Raw genomic sequence first — 18602 nt, 5'->3', positions numbered from 1 at the left:
GTCCCGGGCCGCGCGTGCCGGTCACGGCGCACCCACCAGCAGGGCGGTGTTCGCGCCGCCGAAGGCGGCGTTGAGGCTCAGCGCGTACCGGCTGGTCACCGGGCGGGGCGCGGCGGTGACCACGTCCAGCGGGCAGGCCGGGTCGGGGCCGAGCCAACCGGCGTTGACCGGCAGCTTCCCGTGCCCCAGCGCCGCCACGGTGACCACCAGTTCGAGCAGGCCGGACGCCTCCAGCGCGTGCCCGTGCAGAGCCTTGGTGGAGCTGACCGGCACCTGCCCGGCCGACTCGCCCAGGGCCGTCCGCAGCGCCGCCGCCTCGGAGGCGTCGCTGAACCCGGTGCCGGTGGCGTTCGCGTTGACGTAGCCGACCGCCCCGGCGGGCAGCCCGGCGCGGCCCAGTGCCGCGCCGATCGCCCGGGCCAGCCCGCCGCCCTGCGGATCGGGTTGGCAGGGGTGGTGGGCGTCGCCGGCCCGGCCCCACCCGGCCAGCGTCGCCACCGGCGTACCGCCCCGCCCGTGCAGCGCGGCGGCGGACTCCAGCACCACCGCGGCCACCCCGTCGCCGAGCAGCAGGCCCTGCCGTCCGACGCTGAACGGGCGGACCGCCCCGTCGGCGGCGAGCGCCCGGCCGGCGTCGAAGAGCGCGAACTGGTCCGGTTCCACCAGGTAGCCGGCGGCCACCACGACCCGGTCGGTGTCCCCCCGGCGGATCATCGCGGCGGCGTCGGCGACCGCGCTGCTGGCCGAGACGCAGGCGGTGGTGTAGACCCGGGTCGGGCCGCCGAGCCCGCACCGTCGGGCCAGCCGGCCGGCCAGGACGGGCAGTTCCGGCCAGGACGGGCCGTCGTCGTCGCGCTCACCGCCGGCCCACCACGGGTCGTCGGTGTCGGCGGTCGGCCGGTCGTCGGTGTAGGGGCCGGGCAGGGTGGCCGGCCCGCCGTGGGTGGCCAGGAGCAGCGCCGACGCCCGGCGCTGCGCCGGGTCCAGCCCGGCGGCCCGGCAGGCGGCGTCGACGGCGTCGGCCAGTTCCTGCGGCAGGGTCGCCACGTCGGGGCGGGTGGCCGCGACGGTCACCCGGCGGCCGGTGGTGTCGAACCGGCGGACCGGTCGGAACGCCGGCACCCCGGCCAGGACCCCGGCCAGCAGGGCGTCCACACCCCTGCCGAAGGCGCTGACCGCGTAGGTGCCGGAGATCGTGACGGTGCCCCGCTCAACCATCAGCGGAGGCGGTGAGGCAGGTGTGGAACACGGCCAGGGCGTCGTCGAGGGTGCGGATGCCGGCGAGCTGGTCGTCGGTGAGGTCCATCCGGGTGTCGTAGCGCTGTTCGACGAGGTGCACCAGCCAGGCCAGTTCCATCGAGCCGACCCGGTGCGGGACCTGGTCGACGGGTTTGCCGGTCAGTTCGGCGAGCATGCTCACCAGGTCAGCTCGCCCCAGGTCGGGCTGACCGGACATCAGCGGTTGTCGGTGGTCGCCCCGGCGACCCGGTCGGCGACCATGGTGGTGAACTCCCCCACCGTCATCAGGGCCAGCTTCTCCGACTCGTCGTCGGCGAACCGCAGCCCGTACCGGTCCTCCACCCGGACGGACAGGTCGGACAGGGCGAGCGACTCCAGGTCCACCCCGGACGGGCCGAGCGTGGTGTCGTCGTCGATCCCGTCGACGTCGTAGTTCATGTCCTGGAGCTGGTCGATGACGAAGGTACGGACCTCGTCTCGCATGACGGTTACCTCTCTCGATGGGCGGGTCGCCGGGGCCCGGTCGGGGCACCGTGCGGGGGTGGTTCGGGCGTTCCACCGACGGTCGGCCGGTGGGTACGCGGCGGGGACGCCCCGGCGACGGTCCGCGGGGGCCGGCCGGTGGGCGGGGTGGAGCGGACCGGTCACGGCACCGCCGTCCGCAGCACGTCCAGCGAGCGGACCAGTTTGCCGGTGGTGGTACGCGGTAGCTGCGCCACCAGGTGCAGGGTGCGGGGACGTTTGTAGCCGGCCAACCGTTCGGCGAGCAGCTTGTCCAGTTCCTCCTCGGACAGCGGCCCGTCGGGCTGCACGTACGCGGTGATCCCGTCGTCGTAGGCGACCACGGCGGCGGCCACCCCGGGCAGGCCGGTGAGGGTGGCCTCGACCTCGGTGAGGTCGACCTTGAGGCCCCCGACGGAGACCTGCGAGTCGAGCCGGCCGCGGACGGTGACCAGGCCGGTGTCCGGGTCGACGGTGCCGGCGTCGCGGGTCCGCAGCCAGCCGTCGGCCCAGCGGGTGGGGTCGCTGAGCCCGACGTACGGCGACGCGGGGCAGCTGATCAGCAGCTCACCGTCGGACTCGCGGACCTCGATGCCGGGGGCGGGGGTGATGGCGGGCCGGTGCTGCCCGTACAGGTCGGTGCCGATGACGCCGACCTCGGTCATCCCGTACATGTTGCCCAGGGGTACGCCGTGCCGGTCGGTGAACGCCTGCACGACGGCCGGCGGGACCAGTTCCCCGCCGGTGGTCATCCGCTTGAACTGGGGCAGCGCCCGGTCGGGGCGGGTGAAGGCGAGCAGGCCGATGTGGAACGGCACGCCGAGCACGGTGGCCGGGGTGTCCTGGGCGGCGATGGCGGCCAGCACGGCGTCGCCGCCGAGCCGCTCCGGCGGGACCAGCTCGACGTGGGCGTGCAGGCCGTAGAGCAGGCCGCCGACGAGGCCGAGCACGTGCACCATGGACGGCAGCAGGATGATCCGCTCACCGGGCAGCGCCACCCCGTCGATGCGGGTGTAGCGGTGCACCTCGGCGACCAGGTCGGCGGCGGTGCGACCGATCACCTTGGACGGTCCGGTGGAGCCGGAGCTGAGCTGGATGACGGCGTGTCCGCTGACCGCGGGACGGTCGGCGTACGCGGTGACGCTCTCGGTGACGTCGAGGAAGACCTTCAGCGCGCCACCACCGGTGCGGGCCGGGGCGACGACCACCTGCGGGGTGAGCCGGCGCAGCGCCTGGTCGACCTCGTGGTCGGTGAGCCGGTGGTCGAGCAGCACGGCCTGACCGCCGCTGCGCCAGGTCGCCAGCAGGTTGACCACATAGGACACCGACGGTGGCAGGCGCAGCGCGACGGCCCCGCCGGGGCGCAGCCCCGCGTCGCGCAGCCGGTCCTGTGCCGCGACGACCAGGCGGTGCAGGGTGCCCCGGTCCACCGGCTCGGGCAGCCGGAGACAAACGTCGGTCGGGGGGCCGGCGAACAACACGTCGTCCACCCAACCGGGGTCTTGCGCCGCAGGATCTTCCGTCGGGCGATACATGGTCACCGCCGGCCACCGTCCAGCATAGAATCGGGCGAAAGCGCCCATAAATGATGTCTCTTGGCGTGCTCACGGCACCCTACGACAGCCCGGAAGACCATTACTAGATGCGAATGGCTAGATCATAAAAGGCGGCCGGCCGGATTGCCGCCGCTCGATCGGCCGGGCAGGATCGGGCGCGTACGCCGGCCCGCGACACCACCGGCGCCTTCGCCGTGCCCGGCGCTCCGATGTGGATCCGGGCGGCTCGACGGCGCCCCGCCCCTGGTCGGCACCGGTCACCGTGGACGGTCGCGGCCAGTCGGCAGCGGCACCGTCGGGCGCGGACAGGGGTGTGCCCGGCGGGCGGACTTCCGCCGGCCGGGCACACCCTCGGACACTACGCACAGTGATCAGTCGGTGGCGCTCCTCGGTGTCGGGACGGCACCCCGGAGCACCAGGGCGCTGTTGAAGCCGTCGAAGCCGCGCGCGCAGACCAGCGCCACCCGACTGTCGGGCCGGCGCGGGGCACGCAGGAAGCCCAACTCGCAGCCCGGAGCCGGATCGACCGGACCGGCCGAGGCGGGCAGCGTGTCGTGGTGGAAGGCGAGCAGCGCGGTCGCCACGTCCAGAGCCGACCCACCCTGGTGGGCCCGGCCGGTCAACGACTTGTGGGTGCTCACCGGCGGCGGCCGGTCACCGAAGACCGTCCGCAGCGCCGTCGCCTCGCTGCGGTCGTAGCGGGGCACCCCGAGCGCGTCGGGCACGACCAGGTCCACCGCGTCGGGCGTGCAGCCGGCACGGTCCAGCGCCAGCCGCATCGCCCGCGCGTACGTCGCCGGGTCGCCGGCGGTGTCCGGGCCGGTGTGCACCGCGTCGTGGGTGGCCGCCCAGCCGGTCACCTCCCCGTAGATCCGGGCGCCCCGGGCCAGGGCGTGCCCCCGTTCCTCCACCACGAAGACCGCGCCCCCCTCGGCGGGCACGTACCCGCCGGCCGCCCGGTCGAACGGCAGGTACGCCGCTGCCGGCTCGTTGACGGGACTGAGCAGCCCGGAACGGAGCTGACAGGCCAGCGCGTACGGGCTCAGCGGGCACTCCGTCGCCCCGGCGACCACCACCGACGTGCCCCGCCGGATGGTGCGCACCGCGTGCGCCAGGCTGTCCAGCCCACCGGCGGCCTCGGCGACCAGCACCCCCGACGGCCCCTTGAACTGGTGGTGGATCGACAACTGCCCGACGCTCGCCGCATAGAACCAGGCGATCGACTGGTACGCCCCGACGGTGCGGCTCGGCCCACCCCAGAGCCGTTGCAGCTCCCGCTGCCCGAACAGGTTCCCCCCCGACGAACTGGCCAGGGTGACCGCCCAGGCGTACGGGTCCGGGGCGCGGGCGGGCAGGCCGGCGTCGGCGAGCGCCAACGCGGTCGCGGCGAACCCGAGGTGGGTCCAGCGGTCGGTCTGCACGAGCTGCCGGGTGTCGACGTACGCCGCCGGGTGGAAGCCGGGAACCTCGCCACCGACCCTCGTGGGGTAGCCGGTCGGGTCGAACAGGGTGATCGGTCCGGTCCGCCGGACGCCACCGGTCACCGTCCGCCAGTGCGCGTCGACACCGATGCCGCTGGGCGCGACCACCCCGATCCCGGTCACCACCGCCCGCGCCCGCGCACCCGGGGCCGGGGCCGGGGCGACGGCGGGGGCGGGGAGCGTCACCGCGTCACCGCCAGCCGGCGGAACAGCATCGCGGACTGGAACCCCCCGAACCCGCTGCCCACCGACAACGCCACGTCCACCGGGGTCTCCCGGGCCACGTTCGGCACGTAGTCCAGGTCGCACTCCGGGTCCCGGGTGGTCCAGTTGGCCGTCGGCGGCACCACCCCGTACTCGATGGCCAGGGCGCAGGCGGCCATCTCGATGGCGCCGATCGCGCCCAGCGAGTGCCCCACCATCGACTTGATCGAACTCACCGGCACCCGGTACGCCGTGGGGCCCAGCGACCGCTTGAACGCCGCCGTCTCGTGCCTGTCGTTCTGCCGGGTGCCCGAACCGTGCGCGCTGACGTAGGACACCGCCGACGGGTCCAGCCGGGCCTCCCGCAGCGCCGCCGCGATGGCCAACCCCATCTCCACCCCGTCGGGCCGCAGCCCCGTCATGTGGAAACCGTTGCTGCGGCCCGCGTAGCCGGCCACCTCGCAGTAGACGTGCGCGCCGCGCCGCCGGGCGTGCTCCCACTCCTCCAGCACCAGCACCGCCGCCCCCTCGGCGAGCACGAAACCCTGCCGGTGCGCGTCGAACGGGCGGCTGGCGTGCGCCGGGTCGTCGTTGTCCGGGCTGGTCGCCCGGATCGCGTCGAACGAGGCCACGGTGACCGGGGAGATCGGCGAGTCCGCCGCGCCGGCCAGCACGACGTCCGCCTCCCCGTCGACGACGAGCTGGTGGGCGTAGCCGATGGCGTCGATGCCGGAGGTGCAGCCGGTGGACACCACCTGCGCCGGGCCGCGCAGCCCGTGCCGGCAGGCCACGTCGGCGGCCAGGCTGCTCGGCACCAGCGCCTGGTAGAGGTACGGCCCACCGAGGGCGTGGTCGACCAGCCAGTGCCGGCCGGAGTCACTGACCCGGACGTACTCCTGCTCCAGCGCGGTCGTGCCGCCGACGGCGGTGCCCAGCACCACCCCGGCGACGTCCCGCTCGGCGTCGGTCAGGTCGAGGCCGCTGTCGGCCAGCGCCTCCGCCGCGCAGGCCAGCGCGAACTGCACGTACCGGTCGGAGCGTTGCCGCTGCGCCGGGGTGAGCCCGGCGGCGTCCGGGTCGAAGTCGCACTCGGCGGCGATCTGCGACCGGTACGGCGACGGGTCGAAGAAGCTGATCCGCCGGGTGGCCGTCCGCCCCTCGGTGAGGGTCTTCCAGAACCGGTCCCGGGTGACCCCACCCGGGGCGACCACCCCCACCCCGGTCACCACGGCACGCCGCCCGGTCACGACGGACCCCGCTGCTCCACCAGTTCGGTGTCCACGTGGCCGAGTTCCGGGCGGGGGGCGAGCGGGCCCAGGTGGAACACCACCTCGGCGGGGACGGCACCGGTGTTACGCAACCGGTGCCGCACGTTACGCGGCACGAACAGCGCCTCCCCGGCGGCCAGCGGCACCGGCTCGTCGTCCAGGTCGACGGTGATCGCGCCCCGCACCAGGTAGAGGAACTCCTCGCTGTACGGGTGGTAGTGCTCGGCGACCCGGTCACCGGGGGCCACCGTCACCACCCCCATGAACCCCGAGGTGCTGCCGACGGTACGCGGGCCGAGCAGCACCCGCAGCTCCCCGCCGCGCCGCCGGTCGGCCGGCACGTCCCGGGCGGCGACCAGACCGGTGGTGACCTCACTCATCGCCGCCTCCCGCGTACGCCCGCTCGATCCGTTCCTTGATCACGGCCAGTTGCACCCGGCTGTTGGTGTTGATCCGCTCGGTCATCGCCACGTCGTCCACCGGCGCGGTCGACTTCATCGCGAAGTCCTGCACCCAGGTCATCCGGGTGCCCTCAGGTTCCGTGTCGTAGTACCAGTGGATGCGCATGTACTCGAACGGTCCGGTCTCCACCCGCCGGGCCCGCACCTGCCAGGTCGCCGGGTCGGCGGTACGTTCACTGACCCAGCTCCACGCGATGCCGTTCTCGTCGGGGTGCATGGTCAGCCGGAACCGGACCGTGTCCCCCTCCCGGTGCAGGATCTCCACCACCGCGTACTCGGTGAACAGGTCCGTCCAGCGGGCCACGTCGTTGGTGATCTCCCAGACCAGCGCCAGCGGGGCGGCGATGAGGATGCTGTTCTCGGTGTGCCCGGCCGGTCCGGCGTCGGCCACCAGGTCGGCGACACCGGCGATGCTGAGCTGCCCGGCCTGTTCGGGGATGCGCACCCGCCAGCGGTCGGCGACCACGGCGGACAGTTCCAGCAGCGCCAGCGAGTCCATGCCCAGTTCCTCCAGGCTGGCGGCGGGCGCGCGGGCAGCGGCGTCGGCGTCGAGACCGCAGCGGGTCACCAGGATCTCGGTGATCTCGCTGGTCAGCGGTCGGCCGTGGGTGACGGTCATCTCGGGTCCTCCTCCACCGGGCGACTCACCCCGGTAGCCGCCACCCTCCGGCCGGACCCGTCACCCGGGCGTCACCCACCGACCCGCAACACCCCCGCATGATGGTGACGTTGCGTTGACGCATGCTGTGTACCGGCTATGCGAGAGCTGTCCATTGTGATGGAGGTTCGCAGATCAGAGGCGATTCACCCCCGGTCGCCATGCCTACACTTTCGTTGACCGAGAGTAATCATATTGGTAGTGTTCGTGCCGGCCGGCCCGGCTCGGCCGCGCAGTGAACCGGCCACGGCGTCGCGGGGGACCGCGTCGGGACACCGGACGATCTGGACCCAGGTTTCCGTGCAGGGGGTGCGCCCGTGACCGGTCATGCCAGCACGCCGACCAGCGAGGTTCCGGCCGACCCGCCGGTACGCCTGCACCTGCTCGGCGGTTTCCGACTGCTGCACGGCGACACCCCCGTGGTGGTCCCCCGGGGGCTGCAACGGGTGATCGCCCTGATCGGGCTGCGCCCCGGCGCCACCCGCAGCAACCTGGCCGGGCTGCTCTGGCCCGAGGTGCCCGAGGAACGGGCGTTGTCGTCCCTGCGGACCGCCCTGTGGCGGCTACGCCAGGACCCCTGCTGCCCGCTGCTGGTCAGCGGTGACACCGTCCGCCTCGACCCGGCCGTCCGGCTCGACGTGGACGACCTCGTCGCCACCGCCGCCCGGGTCCGCGACGGCGGCGACCCGCGCGCCGCCGCCGACGCGCTCGCCGCCGGCAGCCGCGACCTGCTCCCCGGCTGGTACGACGACTGGGTGCTGCTGGACCGGGAACGGCTGCGCCAGCTCCGGCTGCACATGCTGGAACAGCTCGCCGTCGACCACCTCGACGCCGGACGGCACGGTGAGGCGTTGCAGGCCGCCCTGGAGGCGATGGCCGCCGAACCGCTCCGGGAGACCCCGCACCGCCTGGTGGTACGCATCCACCTCGCCGAGGGCAACGCGTTCGAGGCGGTGCACGCCTTCTACGTCTACCGGGACCTGCTCATGCGGGAACTGCGGCTGGAACCCTCCCCCGCGATGTGCGCCCTGGTCGACGAGACCCTCGCCCCGATCCGGCAGGCCACCCGCCGCACCCCGGCCGCCCGCCGTCACGATCCCGCCGGACGGCGTGACGACCAGGTGACAGCCCCGCCGCCAGGATGGACCCACCGTGAGCCCTGGACCGATCGGGGCGCGCCACCGGCGAGAGGGGTCCGATGAGCCGTCTGGTGATCGTCAGCAGGATCATTCCCGGCGCGGAGGGGCGGGTCGCCCAGATCTTCGCCGAAGCCGACGCGACCGAACTACCCGGACTCACCGGGCTGCGCCACCGCTCCCTGTACCGCCTGCACGACCTGTGCGTACACCTGATGGAAACCACCGAGGTGGACGTCGACACCCTGGTCACCGCCCGCCAGCACCCGCTGTACCAGCGGACCAACGAACGGTTGTCCGCCCACACGTCGGCGTACCTGCCGACCTGGCGGTCGCCCCGGGACGCGCCGGCCGGCTGTTTCTACAGCTGGGACGTCTCCGACGCGCCCAGCCCGGAGCCGCTGCGCTGAACCGCCGCCGCTGCGGCGCAGACCAATCACCGACGCCCGACGACGACACGCTGTCGTGACGTCGATACCGCCCGACACCGGGCATTCCACCTGCGCAACGAGGTGTGGTCCTCCCTGTCGTCCGACATTCGCGTGTGCAAAGCTGCGGCGGGTTTTCGCGTTTTCCTCGCGACTTCGACGACATACGCAATAGGGAGGTAGCCGTGCCGTCAACTGTCGGGCAGTGGCTCGTCGTGATCCTGGCCCTGCTGGTGGGCCTGGCCGGAGGCTGGGCGCTGTGGGGCCGGCAGAAGCCGACCGCCGCCGCGCCCATCGTGGAGGGTGACCCGGTGGTCGGGCTCACCCCCGAGGAGAAGGCCGCCGCCACGATCGACGCCCCACGCCCGGCCGCCACGGTCGACACCTCCCCGGCACCCGCCGCCATCGTCGACGAGCCCACCCCGCACGTCGCGCCGGACGCCGACCACCCCACCCCGACCACCACCGGGTCGGCCGCCGCCGTCTCCGCCGGGTCCTCCGCCGCTCCTGACCTGGCGGCCCCCGCCGAGCCCTCTGTCACCTCCGAGTCCTCTGTCAGCTCCGACTCCTCTGCCGCCTCCGGGTCCGCCTCGACCTCCGGGTCCGCTCCTTCCGCCGTCGAGGACGTCGCCGTCAACGGCACGTCCAGCACGGTCGCCGCCGACCGGACCGCCCCGCTGCCGGACCTCGCGGACGAACCCACCACCCTCGATCTGACCGGCCGCGCCACCCCGGACGACGCACCCGGAAGCGGCGTCACCGGCGAGACCACCGCGCCGGTCCCCGCACCCCGGGCGACCGTCGAGGACACCCCGGACAGCGCAGCGGCCGATCTGCCGGAACCGACCCCGGTGGACCCGGGGCAGGTCACCGCGACCCCGGTCACGGCCTCGGACGTCACCCCGGTTGACGATTCGGCCCCGGTTGACGAGCCGACCCCGGCCACCGATTCGGCTCTGGCCGGTGAGTCGTCCTCGGGCGTCGCGTCGACGCCGGTTGACGAGTCGACGCCCGTTGATGTCGCCGGTTCGTCGGCCGGCGTGGCTGAGCCGCAGCCGGCCGGCGGCGCGGAGGCCGAGCCGGCCGGCGCGCCCGAGCACACCTCCCCGCGAGCAGTCGACGTGGACGACGCCCCGGTCGCCGCCGAGCCGGTGATCCCGACGCAACGCACCCCCGACGCCGACAGCGCCCCGGTCCCGGACAACGCCCCGGTTTCGGACAGTGCTCCGGTCGCGCGGGGTGCCTCCGTCGCCGAGGGCGCGGCGGCGCAGGACGAGCCGGTGGACGACTTCCGGCGTATCCAGGGGGTCGGCCCGAAGATGGCCGCCGCGCTCCAGGCCGCCGGCATCCGCAGCTACCGGCAGCTCGCCGCGCTGGACGAGACCAGCCTGCGGGAGACGATCCGCGCCGCCGGGTTGCGCGCCACCGCGAGCCTGGCCACCTGGCCGCAGCAGGCGCAGGTGTTGGCCGGTGCGGGCGCCGAGGCCGAGCGGGTGCTGCCGACGCCGACCGGCACCGACAGCCAGGACTGACTCTGAGAACCGACAGGGGCCGGTGGACACGTGCGAGGCTTGTCCACCGGCCCCTGTCGTCCTCGGGTACGCGGTGGCCCTCCGTCGGTGAATTGGGCAGCATCGCGCTGACCGTTCCGGAATACCGTTTACCCGGTCCCGGCCGCTGGGTACATGGGCGTCACCTCGAACATCACACAAGCCGGGAGGCACCCCCATGCGCGGTTCGTCGATCCTCGGAGTCATCGTCGTCATCTGGCTGGTCATCGGCGCTATCGCCGCTGGTCAGCGCGGCTATTACGGGAACGACGACACCAACTGTGCCGAGGCCGGCACGATCCTGGTGACCATCGTGGCCGGGCCGCTCAACTACATCGGCGCCAACCCGAAGATCGACTGCAAGCTCCCCGAGCCGTCGAAGTAAACGGCCTCTCCCCGGCCCGCGCCCACCCCTCGGGGCGCGGGCCGCATCATGTCCGCTCCAGATCACCCACCCGCACCTCCCGCCGCGCCCACCACCCCACACCCCCTAACCTTCCTAGGAACCCATCCCACAACCCCCTTCACCCCCACCGCCCTGTCCATCGACCGCTGTCATGCGGTGATCAAGAAGTTCTGGTCAGAAACCACGTGCTTCGGTGACGGAAACTTCTTGATCACCGGGGAAAGCCGGGTGGGGCAGCCGGGCGAGCGGGGTGGGGCGGGGTGGGCGGGGCGGGGTGGGGTGGGGGTGGGTCAGGCGCCTACGTGGATGCCGGGGCGGCGGGAGGGGTCGGGTTCGCTCTTGCGGATGATCTCGCGGACCACGGGTGGGGTGTCGCCCCGGCCGAGGATCAGGTAGCGCAGCAGGTGGGCGATCGGGTTGCCCTCGGACCACTCGAAGTGGGCGTGCGGGCGGACGCCCGTGCCGTCGCGCAACGCCAGCAGGATGGCGGCGATCGCGTTCGGCACCGCCGGGCTGCTGGCCCGCAGCACCCGGAAGCCGCCGACCTCGACCCCGTGCACCCACAACACCTGGCTGAACTCCGACGGGTCCACCACGTCGATCTCCAGGAAGAGCACGTCGGAGGCGCCCGGCACCGGGTTCATGCCCCGCTGCGCCCGCTCCTTGACCCGGTACTCCTTGAGCGCGCCGGTGTCGCGTTTGTTGGCGATCAGGTGCAGCCGGCCGTCGTGGGCCAGCGACTCGGTGACGAACCGCCGGGCCGGCTCGTCGAACTCGATCCGTTCGGTCCGCAACTCGGTGGTCCGGGTGATCCGGGAGACCAGCGACACCACCACGATGCCGGCGATGAACATGCCGGAGATGGCGAGCCCGTCGGGCTTCTCGATGACGTTCTCGGCCAGCGCGTAGAGCAGCACGGCGGTGAGCACCGCGAAGCCGGACGCGGCGAACCGGTGCCGGGCCCGGACGGTCGCGATGGTCACCGCCACCGCGCCGGAGACCATCATCGCCAGGATGCCGGTGGCGTACGCGCCGGCCTGGGCGTTGACGTCGGCCCGGAAGGCGACGGTGATGACGATGCTGATCAGGGTGTAGACCAGCACCACCGGCCGGACCGCCCGGCCCCACTCCGGTGCCATCCCGTACGACGGCAGGTAGCGCGGCACGATGTTGATCAGGCCGGCCATCGCCGACGCCCCGGCGAACCAGAGGATCAACACGCTGCTGATGTCGTAGAGCGTGCCGAACCCCTCGCCGAGCCGGGCGTGGGCCAGCCAGGCCAGCGCCCGGCCGTTCGCCGCGCCGCCCGGCTGGAACTCCCGGGGCGGGATCAGCACGGTGGTGACGAACGTGGTGGTCAGCAGGTACACCGACATGATCAGCGCGGCGGCGGTGAGCAGCCGGCGGGTGTTGCGGATCCGCGCGGCCAGCCGCTGCCCGCGGTCCTCGCCCGCCCCGCGTACCAGGGGCATCATGCTCACCCCGGTCTCGAAGCCGGACAGGCCCAGGACCAGCAGCGGGAAGGCCAGCACCGCCGGGCCGAGCAGGTCGCCCACCCCGGAACCCCCGGCGGTCAGGGCGGCCGTCCAGTTCCGCACGGTGCCCGGGTCGGCGGCGATCCCGGCCAGGCCGTCGGCCACGATCACCGCGTTGAGACCGAGGAAGACCACCACCAGGGGTACGGCCACCAGCACCGCCTCGCTGAAGCCGAGCAGGAACACCCCGCCGAGGACGAGCAGCAGCGCCACCGTCACCAGCACGGCCACCCCGTCGCCGTGCGGCGCCGACGACGGCAGGTACGGGTTCTCCAGCAGGTGCACCGTGGCGTCGGCGGCGGAGAGGGTGATCGTGATGATCCACGAGGTGGCGACGAAACCGAGCAGCACCAGTACGAAGATCTTGCCCCGCCAGAACGGCAGCAGCCGCTCCAGCATCGCCACCGACCCCTGCCCGTGCGGGCTCTCCCGGGCCACCCGCCGGTACATCGGCAGCATCCCGAGCAGGGTCAGCGCCACGATCAGCAGGGTGGCCAGCGGGGAGAGCGCCCCGGCGGCCAGCGCCGCGATGCCCGGCAGGTAGGACAGGGTCGAGAAGTAGTCGACCCCGGTCAGGCACATCACCTGCCACCAGGGGTGCCGGCGCTGGCTGCCCTCCTCGGTCTCCGGGCCGACCGGCTGCACCCGGTACGCGAACAGCCACCGGCGCAGCGCGCCACCGGGCCGGGCCGGCCGGGCGTGGCTGTTCACGCACTCCGGCAGGCCCACCGGCCCGGGTCGGGTGCGCTCACCCTGGCCGGCGTCCCGGGCCTCGCGCAGCGCCCGCCCGTGGCCCGGCGGCGGCGTGCTCCCCCGTCGTTCCCGGGTCCGCCGTCCCCGCGTCCCGTCCCGCCCGTCCGCCATCCGCCGACCGCCCTCGTGTCCCCTGTCCCCGACGGTAGGCGCTGGAGGCGGTCCGGCCGGCCGGAACCGGGGAAGCCGGGGGTCAGGCGGGACGGGGGTGGCCGGCCGGTGTGCGGCGCAGGGCCGCCAGCAGGGCGTCCGGGTCGGTCACCGTCACGGTGGCCGCCGGATGGCGCAGCCACCGGCCGGGGGCCAGCCCCGGCACCGGGGTACCGAACCGCAGGCACACCCCGGCCGTGGTGCCGGTGCCGAAGGTGACCCCCCGGTCGGCCAGGGACAGGTGCGGCCCGACGGCCCGCCACCAGCGGTACGGCCCGCCGCGCTGGGCGTCGATCACGTTCGCCCTGCCGGTCCGTAGCCGCCAGCGGCCGAACCGGATCACCAGTTCCGCGTCGTCGAGCAGCACGGCGCAGGTCTGCGGTCGGATGCCGAGCAGCGCCAACGGCACCCGGAAGGGCGGGTCGAACCGGAAGGCGAAGCGGTGTGCGGGCATGACCGGCGGGTACCCCGGGCGGGTCGTCCGACACCCGCCGGCCGCAGGGTCACGCCAGGGCGCGGGTCCAGTCGTCGACGTGGGCCGACAGGTGGCCGGCGACGGCCCGCCAGTAGGGGCCGTCCTCGGCGTGGATCCGGGCCCAGGGCTGGATGCCGCGCCGGGCGCCGTCGGACAGCAGGTCGTACATCGCCCGCGCCCGGGGGCCGAGGGTCGCGGCGAGCGCGGGACGTTGCGCCGCCGGCAGGTCGTACCCGTCGACCAGGGCGCGCAGCCGGCGGGCCGAGTCGGGCACCGGCCGGTCGGGGCGCATCCCGGCCATGGCCTGCGCGGCGTACGCCAGCTCCCAGCGGCGGGTGCCGGGGCCGGCGCCGTCCCAGTCGATCAGCACCCAGCCCCGGGCGGCGCGGACCAGGTTCCACGGTGCCGGGTCGTGGTGGCAGATCAGGTCCGTGCCGTCGGGGCGGATCGGCACCTGCCAGCGGGCCGGTTCGGGGGGTACGAAACCGGCGGTGGCGTGGTGCAGGTCGGCCAGCAGCCGGCCGATCGAGGGCAGGTCCGCCGTGGGGTAGAGCCCCGAGGGGTGGCCCAGCTCCCCCGGCACGTACTCCAGCACCTGCCGGCCCTGCCCGTCGCGGCCCAGCGGCCGGGGCGCGCCGTCGAAGCCGACGGCGTGCAGGTGGGTCAGCAGGGCGTCGACGGCGTCGGTCCACGGGCCGACCGGCCGGCGGACGGTGTCACCGACCCGCACCAGGCCGGTGGTGACGTTGCCGGGCAGCGGTTCCTCGGTCGGGCGCATCCGGTCATCCTGGCGGAACGGACGCGTCCCCGCGCCCCGGTTTCCCGGGGCGCGGGGACCCCCCGTCCCGGCTGCTACTGCAGGAACGCCCCCAGCGGTGACAGCAGCAGCCGGCCGAGCGCCGCGGCATTGTCGTCCAGCCGGGTGCGCTCGCCGTCGCGGGCCTGCGGGTCGTGCCGGCAACGCCAGATCTTCTGCGCGTTGCGCCAGGCCACGTCCCTGGTGTATTCGACCAGTTCGCCCTGGTACCAGTCGTCGATGTCGCCGTTGAGCATGTCCAGGAGCAGTTGCCACCGCTCCAGGTAACCCCGCCGCAGCGACGGGATCTTGTCGGCGAAGATGTCGTTGATCTTCAGGTAGTCGCGGTGTTGTTCGGTGCCGTCCACCGGCTCGGACTCCAGGTGGTCGAACGTGGTCACCAGGGCGAACGGCAGGTCGAAGTTGATGTGCGCGTTCACCCCCGCCGCCGCCGACGGCAACGGCCGGGCGTCCGGGCCGCGCATCCGCTTGAACAGGCACGACCAGGCGCGCGGGGTGGTCGGGCTGGACTCGGTCCACAGCCGCATCGCGTCGAAGTAGCGGGCGGCGAACTCCACGTCCAGCCGGGACAGGAACACCGGGTCGGCGAAGTAGTCGTCGTAGAGCCCCTCCAGCACCCGGCTGGTGATGGTCAGGTAGAGCCGGTTGAAGTCGGCAAGCGGGCAGCTCTGCTCCAGCGGCGGCAGCCGGACCAGCAGGTCCTGGAGTTTGGTGAGGTGGTCGACCACCGCCGGGACGTCCTCCGGGTGGTCGGCGAGGAGATCGACGATGTCCGCGTGGACGGGCCCCCAGACCGGTTCCGTCATGTCTCCTCCACAGTGGTCGGGGCAGCGCCGCGCCCGTCGTTTCCGGTGGACAGCCTGTCAGCGCCGGCCGCAGCGGGGATCAGTAGAACGACGTATTCGTCCGCGCCGGACGTACGCTCACCCGCCCCGGTTACGCAGGTGGATGGCGCTGGCCTGGACCCTGGTCCGCACCTGGAGCTTGTCGAAGATGTGCGACACGTGCACGCCGATGGTGCGTTCGCTGATGAACAGCCGCTGACCGATCTCCCTGTTGGTCAGCCCTTCGGCCACCGCCGCGAGCACCTCCCGTTCCCGCGCGGTCAGCAGGGCCAACTCGTCGGCCCCCGGTGGGGCGGCGGCCTCCCCCGCCGCGGCGGCCCGGCTGCGGCCCGCGCCCGACGACCGGGAGCCGCCCGTGCGGGCCGCCGGGACACGCCCCGCCCCGGCGGGCTGTACCCGCCCGGTCAGCTCCACCCGCGCCCGGCCGGCCAGCGTCCGGATCTCGCTGGTCAGCGGCACCGCGCCCAGGCTCGACGCCATCTCGTGGGCCTGCCGCAGCAGGGTGGTCGCCGTGCTGCTGCGGCTGCGCCGGGCCAGCAACGCCTCGGCCTGCCGCAGCCGGGAGTAGGCCGCCGGGTAGGGGTGGTTCCGCTTGTCCCACTCGGCCGCCGACCGGGCCCAGGCCTCCGGGTCGCCCCGGCCGTCGAGGCGGGTCAGCTCGGCCGTGCACAACGCCAGGAAGCCGTCGGCGTTGACCCGCACCGGCCCGGCGGCCGTCGCGCTCTTGGCCGCCACCCGGTCGACCGCGTCGCGCAGCCGGCGGACCGCCGTCTCGTCGACCGCCACGGTACGGCTCGCGTGCGCCTCCGCCTCCGCGCGCAGCCCGTGCCAGGCCAGCGTGCCCAGCAGCACCACGTCGTCGGAACGGCTCTCGGTCAGGCCCCGCTGCACGGCCTGCCGGGCCACGTCGTGCCGGCCCTGCCACATCGCCAGCCCGGCCCGCAGGATCAGCATCGGCAGCACGTGCCGGGGCGCGCCACCGCCGGCGAGCATCGTCGCCACCGCCTCCAGGTCCCGGTCGGACGCCTCGACGTCGCCGTACCCGACGGAGAGCCGGCAGCGGGCCAGCAGCAGCTCGACCGCGTCGGCGCCGGACGGGCGGTGCCGCAGCGCCGCCGCGACCACCTTCTCCGCCTCCGCCCACTGGCCGACCCGGAACAGCCCGTTGGTGGCGATCGCCAGCAACCGGGTCTCGTAGGTGCGGCCCAGGCCCAGCTCGGCGACCCGCTCGGCACCCCGGCGGGCCACCACCACCCCCTCCTCCAGGATGTTCAGCGGCCCGGTCAGCAGCTCCGCCAGGTGCAGGTACGCGCAGGCCACGTCCTCCGGGCCGCCGGAGCGTTCGGCGGTCTCCAGGGCCCGGCGCACCACGGCCAGGCCGGCGTCCGGGTCCTCCAGGAACGCCTCGCTGAAGCCCAGCGCGGAGCTGGCCAGCACCACCTCCGTGGTGCTGCCGTCGACCGACGCGGCCAGTTCCAGGGCCTCCCGGGCGCGCTGCCCGGCGTCGGCGTACCGGCCCAGGTGCAGCAGCAGCTCGGCCAGCCGGGCGGCGGCGTTGGCCCGTTCCCGGGCGGTGCACTCGGCGGCCTCCAGCACGCTGCGGTACTCCGCCTCGGCGGGGGCGGACCGGCCGGCGGCGGCCAGGTAACGGGCCCGTTGGATACGCACCGCGCAGGACGGGTCGAGCGGCTCGCCCCCGGTCCGCTCGGCCAGCAGGGACAACGCGCGGGCGTGCTCGCCGCTCTTGTGGGCGGCCTCGGCGGCCCGCTCCAGCAGCACCGCCCGGTCCACCTCGGGCGGGGCGTCCACCGGGCCGGTGACCGGCGTCGCGGCCAGCTGCAACGCCGCCGTCCAGTGCCGGTGCGCCTCGGCGAAACCGTGCAGCCGTTCGGCCTCCCGGGCGGCGGCCATCGCCGCCGGCAGGGCCCGACCGGGTTCACCGGCCAGCCGCCAGTGGTGGGCCAGCCGGGCCTGGTGCAGCTCCGCCGGGACCCGGGTGAGCGCCTCGGCGTAGCGGCGGTGCAGGCCGGCGCGTTCCGCCGGGAGCAGCTCGTGGGCGAGCACCTCGGCGACCAGCCGGTGCCGCAGCCGGTAGCCGTCGTCCGCGCCGACGAGCAGCCGGTGGGCGACGGCCTCACGCAGCGCCTCGATGAGTTCCGCCTCGGGCAGGCCGAGCACCTCGGCCAGCAGCCAGTGCTCGACCGGTTCGACGCCCGCCGCCACCGCGTGCACCGCGGCGTGCGCGTGCCGGGGCAGCGCGTCCACCCGGGACAGGAAGATCTCGCGCAGCGTGTCGGACAGCCCGTCGCGGCCGTCGCGCAGGTCACGGGCCAGTTCCTCGACCACGAACGGGTTGCCGCCGCTGCGCTGCCAGACCTGGTCGGCGGCCTCCGGGGCGAGCGGCGCGCCGACGATCTCGGCGGCCAGCAGGTCGGTGCCGGTCCGGTCGAGGGGCCCCAGGTCGAGCACCCGCACCGACCGCAGCCGACGCAGCTCGGTGAGCACCCGGCGCAGCGGGTGGGCCCCCTGCAACGACTCGGCCCGGACCGCCGCCAGCACCGACAGTTGCAGGTCACCCAGGCCGGCGAGCAGATAGAGCAGGAGTTGCCGGGTGGTCCGGTCCACCCACTGCAGGTCGTCGAGGACGAGCACCAGCGGACGGCCCTCGGCGATCAGGCTCAGCCCCCGGGAGACCCGTTCCAGCAGCGCCCCGGCGCTGTCCGCGCCGCCGCTGTCCTCGGCGAACGTCCGCAGCAGACCCCGTACCGCCGACGAGGTGCGGGCCTGACCGGCGGTGAGGTCGGCGTCGAAGCGGCGTAACGCCTGGAGCACCGGGTGCAGCGGGGAGGCGTCGCCGATGTCCAGGCAGGAGCCGGTGAGCACCACCGCTCCCGCGTCCCGCAGCCGCGCCGCAGCCTCGGTGAGCAGCCGGGTCTTGCCCACCCCGCTCTCACCGGTGACGAAGACGGCGGCGGTCTGCCCGGGGCCGATCCCGTCGTGGAGCGCGGCGCGCAGCACCGCCAGCTGGTCGGCGCGGCCGACGAGCGGTGCGGTGTCCACATCGCTGGCCATGTCCGCAGCCTAGTCACAGGTCCCCGCACCGTTCTACGGGCTTGATCCGGCATTGGTACCTCTCGCG

At 74.3% G+C, this 18602-nt stretch carries 17 protein-coding genes; 4 read left to right on the top strand and 13 right to left on the bottom strand.

Translation table 11 applies throughout. The features are described 5' to 3' along the window. Positions 1–21 precede the first annotated feature (21 nt). The 8 genes from FJK98_RS16420 to FJK98_RS16385 form a co-directional block, all read right to left on the bottom strand. Positions 22–1218 (bottom strand): beta-ketoacyl synthase, encoded by a 1197-nt coding sequence (locus FJK98_RS16420; protein ID WP_145919800.1) that lies wholly within the window; start codon positions 1216–1218, stop codon positions 22–24. Continuing rightward, complete coding sequence (locus tag FJK98_RS16415; RefSeq protein ID WP_088647750.1) at positions 1211–1456, bottom strand: hypothetical protein; 246 nt, start codon at positions 1454–1456, stop codon at positions 1211–1213. Before FJK98_RS16415 ends, FJK98_RS16420 begins: the two co-directional genes overlap by 8 nt. Next, positions 1456–1722, bottom strand: a complete 267-nt coding sequence (locus FJK98_RS16410; protein WP_145919799.1) for an acyl carrier protein — start codon at positions 1720–1722, stop codon at positions 1456–1458. Before FJK98_RS16410 ends, FJK98_RS16415 begins: the two co-directional genes overlap by 1 nt. A 161-nt stretch (positions 1723–1883) precedes the next feature. Continuing rightward, on the bottom strand, positions 1884–3275 hold the full coding sequence (locus FJK98_RS16405; RefSeq protein ID WP_145922807.1) for a class I adenylate-forming enzyme family protein: 1392 nt from the start codon (positions 3273–3275) through the stop codon (positions 1884–1886). 392 nt (positions 3276–3667) lie between these two features. Further along, the gene (locus tag FJK98_RS16400) at positions 3668–4963 is read right to left on the bottom strand and encodes a beta-ketoacyl synthase N-terminal-like domain-containing protein (protein ID WP_145919798.1); all 1296 of its coding nucleotides are present in this window, start codon (positions 4961–4963) and stop codon (positions 3668–3670) included. Further along, complete coding sequence (locus FJK98_RS16395; protein ID WP_145919797.1) at positions 4960–6228, bottom strand: beta-ketoacyl synthase; 1269 nt, start codon at positions 6226–6228, stop codon at positions 4960–4962. Before FJK98_RS16395 ends, FJK98_RS16400 begins: the two co-directional genes overlap by 4 nt. Next, positions 6225–6629 (bottom strand): cupin domain-containing protein, encoded by a 405-nt coding sequence (locus FJK98_RS16390; protein ID WP_145919796.1) that lies wholly within the window; start codon positions 6627–6629, stop codon positions 6225–6227. Before FJK98_RS16390 ends, FJK98_RS16395 begins: the two co-directional genes overlap by 4 nt. Further along, positions 6622–7329 (bottom strand): SRPBCC family protein, encoded by a 708-nt coding sequence (locus FJK98_RS16385; RefSeq protein WP_145919795.1) that lies wholly within the window; start codon positions 7327–7329, stop codon positions 6622–6624. The genes FJK98_RS16390 and FJK98_RS16385 overlap by 8 nt, the downstream gene beginning before the upstream one ends. 356 nt (positions 7330–7685) lie before the next feature. On the opposite strand from FJK98_RS16385, the gene FJK98_RS16380 reads away from it, so the two are divergent. The 4 genes from FJK98_RS16380 to FJK98_RS16365 all read left to right on the top strand — a co-directional run bounded on the left by FJK98_RS16380 (position 7686) and on the right by FJK98_RS16365 (position 10867). Beyond that, positions 7686–8570, top strand: a complete 885-nt coding sequence (locus FJK98_RS16380) for a BTAD domain-containing putative transcriptional regulator (protein WP_145919794.1) — start codon at positions 7686–7688, stop codon at positions 8568–8570. Continuing rightward, positions 8567–8914: a TcmI family type II polyketide cyclase gene (locus FJK98_RS16375; RefSeq protein WP_145919793.1), complete on the top strand. Its 348-nt coding sequence runs from the start codon at positions 8567–8569 to the stop codon at positions 8912–8914. The genes FJK98_RS16380 and FJK98_RS16375 overlap by 4 nt, the downstream gene beginning before the upstream one ends. 203 nt (positions 8915–9117) lie before the next feature. Continuing rightward, positions 9118–10464, top strand: coding sequence for a hypothetical protein (locus tag FJK98_RS34115; protein WP_240762078.1), 1347 nt, complete (start codon positions 9118–9120; stop codon positions 10462–10464). Between the two features lie 196 nt (positions 10465–10660). Then, positions 10661–10867, top strand: coding sequence for a hypothetical protein (locus FJK98_RS16365; protein ID WP_145919792.1), 207 nt, complete (start codon positions 10661–10663; stop codon positions 10865–10867). 311 nt (positions 10868–11178) lie between these two features. On the opposite strand, the gene FJK98_RS16360 is transcribed toward FJK98_RS16365, so the two are convergent. From FJK98_RS16360 to FJK98_RS16340, 5 genes are all read right to left on the bottom strand, one after another. Further along, entirely contained in the window at positions 11179–13287 is a 2109-nt protein-coding gene (locus FJK98_RS16360) for an amino acid transporter (protein WP_240762076.1), read from the bottom strand. A gap of 82 nt (positions 13288–13369) precedes the next feature. After that, positions 13370–13780 (bottom strand): hypothetical protein, encoded by a 411-nt coding sequence (locus FJK98_RS16355; protein WP_145919791.1) that lies wholly within the window; start codon positions 13778–13780, stop codon positions 13370–13372. Between the two features lie 49 nt (positions 13781–13829). Next, positions 13830–14579 (bottom strand): phosphotransferase, encoded by a 750-nt coding sequence (locus tag FJK98_RS16350; RefSeq protein ID WP_145919790.1) that lies wholly within the window; start codon positions 14577–14579, stop codon positions 13830–13832. Between the two features lie 74 nt (positions 14580–14653). Further along, a complete protein-coding gene (locus FJK98_RS16345; RefSeq protein WP_145919789.1) occupies positions 14654–15424 on the bottom strand; it encodes a DUF5995 family protein in 771 nt (256 codons plus the stop codon). A 117-nt stretch (positions 15425–15541) separates the two neighbouring features. Continuing rightward, positions 15542–18535 carry a helix-turn-helix transcriptional regulator gene (locus tag FJK98_RS16340; protein ID WP_145919788.1) on the bottom strand — a complete coding sequence of 998 codons (2994 nt, stop codon included), beginning with the start codon at positions 18533–18535 and terminating at the stop codon, positions 15542–15544. Positions 18536–18602 lie beyond the last annotated feature (67 nt).

Origin of the sequence: Micromonospora sp. HM134 (assembly GCF_007833915.1) — a bacterium.
In the GTDB taxonomy this organism is placed as follows: Bacteria; Actinomycetota; Actinomycetes; order Mycobacteriales; family Micromonosporaceae; genus Micromonospora; species Micromonospora wenchangensis.
The sequence above is the reverse complement of the archived record's forward strand: the minus strand, read 5'-3'. Positions and strand labels throughout refer to the sequence as shown.

Coding starts and splice junctions, on each gene's coding strand:
- FJK98_RS16405 (WP_145922807.1), bottom strand. CDS start 3,275: ATGTATCGCCCGACGGAAGATCCTGCGGCGCAAGACCCCGGTTGGGTG.
- FJK98_RS16390 (WP_145919796.1), bottom strand. CDS start 6,629: ATGAGTGAGGTCACCACCGGTCTGGTCGCCGCCCGGGACGTGCCGGCC.
- FJK98_RS16420 (WP_145919800.1), bottom strand. CDS start 1,218: ATGGTTGAGCGGGGCACCGTCACGATCTCCGGCACCTACGCGGTCAGC.
- FJK98_RS16385 (WP_145919795.1), bottom strand. CDS start 7,329: ATGACCGTCACCCACGGCCGACCGCTGACCAGCGAGATCACCGAGATC.
- FJK98_RS16415 (WP_088647750.1), bottom strand. CDS start 1,456: ATGTCCGGTCAGCCCGACCTGGGGCGAGCTGACCTGGTGAGCATGCTC.
- FJK98_RS16355 (WP_145919791.1), bottom strand. CDS start 13,780: ATGCCCGCACACCGCTTCGCCTTCCGGTTCGACCCGCCCTTCCGGGTG.
- FJK98_RS16365 (WP_145919792.1), top strand. CDS start 10,661: ATGCGCGGTTCGTCGATCCTCGGAGTCATCGTCGTCATCTGGCTGGTC.
- FJK98_RS16375 (WP_145919793.1), top strand. CDS start 8,567: ATGAGCCGTCTGGTGATCGTCAGCAGGATCATTCCCGGCGCGGAGGGG.
- FJK98_RS16360 (WP_240762076.1), bottom strand. CDS start 13,287: ATGGCGGACGGGCGGGACGGGACGCGGGGACGGCGGACCCGGGAACGA.
- FJK98_RS16340 (WP_145919788.1), bottom strand. CDS start 18,535: ATGGCCAGCGATGTGGACACCGCACCGCTCGTCGGCCGCGCCGACCAG.
- FJK98_RS16350 (WP_145919790.1), bottom strand. CDS start 14,579: ATGCGCCCGACCGAGGAACCGCTGCCCGGCAACGTCACCACCGGCCTG.
- FJK98_RS16345 (WP_145919789.1), bottom strand. CDS start 15,424: ATGACGGAACCGGTCTGGGGGCCCGTCCACGCGGACATCGTCGATCTC.
- FJK98_RS16410 (WP_145919799.1), bottom strand. CDS start 1,722: ATGCGAGACGAGGTCCGTACCTTCGTCATCGACCAGCTCCAGGACATG.